We start from the raw sequence: 2,471 nt of genomic DNA, 5'->3' as shown, positions 1-2,471 counted from the left end.
CGCAGCCCCACGGGATCCGTGGGGCTGCGGCTGTCCTGCGTGGTCGGGCGCCGGGTCAGCGCAGGGCGTCCACCGTGAAGTCGATCGCCCGCACGAGCTTCGCGACGTCGTCCGGGTCGATCGCCGTGAAGGTCGCGATCCGGAGCTGGTTGCGGCCGAGCTTGCGGTAGGGCTCCGTGTCGACGATCCCGTTCTGGCGGAGCGTCGCGGCGACGGCCTTCGCGTCGATCGAGTCGTCCAGGTCGATCGTGGCGACGACCTGCGACCGGGCGGCGGGGTCGGTCACGAACGGCGTTGCGTAGTCGACCGATTCGGCCCAGTCGTAGAGCGTCGACGACGAGGTCTTCGTCCGGGTGTCCGCCCACGCGATGCCGCCGGACTCGTTGATCCAGCGGATCTGGTCGTCGAGCAGGATCAGGGTCGCGAGCGCCGGGGTGTTGAGCGTCTGGTTCAAGCGGGAGTTGTCGACGGCGTTCTTGAGCGAGAGGAACTCGGGGATGTACCGGCCGCTCGCGGCGATCCGCTCGACGCGCTCGATCGCCGCGGGGGAGAAGAGGGCGAGCCAGAGGCCGCCGTCCGAGGCGAAGTTCTTCTGCGGGGCGAAGTAGTAGACGTCCGTGGCGCTGACGTCGAACGCGGCACCACCGGCGGCGCTCGTGGCGTCGACGACGGTGAGGGCACCGGCGTCGCCGTCGGCGCGGACGACCGGCGCCATGACCCCGGTCGAGGTCTCGTTGTGCGGGTAGGCGTAGACGTCCACGCCCTCGACGATCTCGAGCGAGGCGAGGGAGCCACCGGGGGCCTCGACCACGTGCGGCGCCTCGAGCCACGGGGCTCCGGCGGCCTTGGCGAACTTCGAGCCGAACTCGCCGAACGACAGGTTCTCGGCACGACGCTCGATGAGCCCGAACGCGGCGGCGTCCCAGAACGCGGTGGAGCCGCCGTTGCCGAGGACGACCTCGTAGCCGTCGGGGAGGTCGAACAGGTCGCCGAGCCCCGATCGGACACTTCCCACGAGGTCCTTCACGGGCTTCTGCCGGTGGGACGTGCCGAGGATCGTCGCGCCGCGGGTCACGAGGGACTCGAGCTGCGCGCCGCGGATCTTGGACGGTCCGCAGCCGAAGCGGCCGTCTGTCGGGAGGAGTTCGGCGGGGATGACGATGTCTGCCATGCACCGATCCTACCGAGCGGTATCCCAGCGCGAGTGACCGTGCACCGGCCGGACGGGGCGGACCGACGCCGCGCCTCCTGGCCGCACGACGCGGGGACTTTCTTGCGCCGTGCAAGTGTTGGTCGTTCGATGTCGCCTCGAACAAGTAGGGTGGGGCGCGCTGGGCCCAGACATGAGAGGCGGACCGTGACCGATCTCGTCGACACCACGGAGATGTACCTTCGCACCATCCTCGACCTCGAGGAAGAGGCGATCGTGCCGCTGCGTGCGCGCATCTCGGAGCGCCTCGGACACTCGGGCCCCACCGTCTCGCAGACCATCGCCCGCATGGAGCGCGACGGACTCGTCGTCGTCTCGGGTGACAGGCACCTCGAACTCACCGACGAAGGTCGCTCGCGTGCGACGCACGTGATGCGCAAGCACCGCCTCGCCGAGCGCCTGCTCTCCGACGTCATCGGACTCGACTGGGCGTTCGTCCACGACGAGGCCTGCCGGTGGGAGCACGTGATGAGCGAGCAGGTCGAGGTCCGCCTGCTCGAGATGCTCGGCAACCCGACCGAGTCGCCGTACGGCAACCCGATCCCGGGTCTCGCCGAGATCGGTGGCCCGGCGGCCCCAGGCTTCCTCGACGGTGTGCAGAACATCGTCGCCGCGACCGAGGGCACGGACGCCGTCGCGACGGGGGTCATCCGACGCCTCGGCGAGCCCGTGCAGTTCGAACCGGAGCTCCTCCACCAGTTGCGGTCCGCCGGCGTGATGCCCGGTCGGATCGCGAGCGTGCAGCGTGCCGGGGCGTACGTCGCCGTGCGCGTCGACGGCGAGGACGCGGGCATCGAGCTGCCCACCGAGGTCGCGCAGCACGTCTACATCGAGCGTTCCTGACCCAATTCAGGGGTGACGGGCGCAATCGCGGTCTGATCAGGGCTTCTTTACCGTTCCGTTACAAACCGGCGTTTTCATCTCGACAAGGTAACGGTCGCCACGTACACTCGTCGAGTCCCCGGGCCGCCCACGAGGCCCAGGACCCGTGACAGGACGTCTCGAACCCGTCTCCTGTCTCGATCGGAAACGATGACGAACGGATGGGGTTGCACGGTCGGCGATCACCCCCGCTGGCGGTGGTGACGAGACGCCGGAGACACCCCTTGACGCAGACCGGTTCCGCCGCGGACGACCAGACGCCCGCGAACCCGACGAACACCGCGAACGCCACCGCCGCCCCGCTCTCGCGCCGGGCCGCCCGCCAAGACGGGTCCGCGACCACCCCGGCCCGCCGGACCCGCGCCGTCACCCCGGTGCG

Annotated in this window: 2 protein-coding genes; one reads left to right on the top strand and one right to left on the bottom strand. The window is 70.1% G+C overall.

Going from position 1 to position 2,471, the window contains the following annotated elements; genetic code table 11:
- Nucleotides 1-55: 55 nt before the first annotated feature.
- The gene (gene serC / locus Q7F20_RS18370; protein ID WP_305741497.1) at nt 56-1,171 is read right to left on the bottom strand and encodes a phosphoserine transaminase; all 1,116 of its coding nucleotides are present in this window, start codon (nt 1,169-1,171) and stop codon (nt 56-58) included.
- Between the two features lie 186 nt (nt 1,172-1,357).
- On the opposite strand from serC, the gene Q7F20_RS18365 reads away from it, so the two are divergent.
- A complete protein-coding gene (locus Q7F20_RS18365; RefSeq protein WP_305741496.1) occupies nt 1,358-2,053 on the top strand; it encodes a metal-dependent transcriptional regulator in 696 nt (231 codons plus the stop codon).
- Nucleotides 2,054-2,471: the final 418 nt, after the last annotated feature.

The sequence above is a fragment of the Curtobacterium sp. A7_M15 genome (genome assembly GCF_030705415.1).
In the GTDB taxonomy this organism is placed as follows: domain Bacteria; phylum Actinomycetota; class Actinomycetes; order Actinomycetales; family Microbacteriaceae; genus Curtobacterium.
Note: the sequence above shows the minus strand (reverse complement) of the source record. Positions and strands in the feature narration are given on the sequence as shown.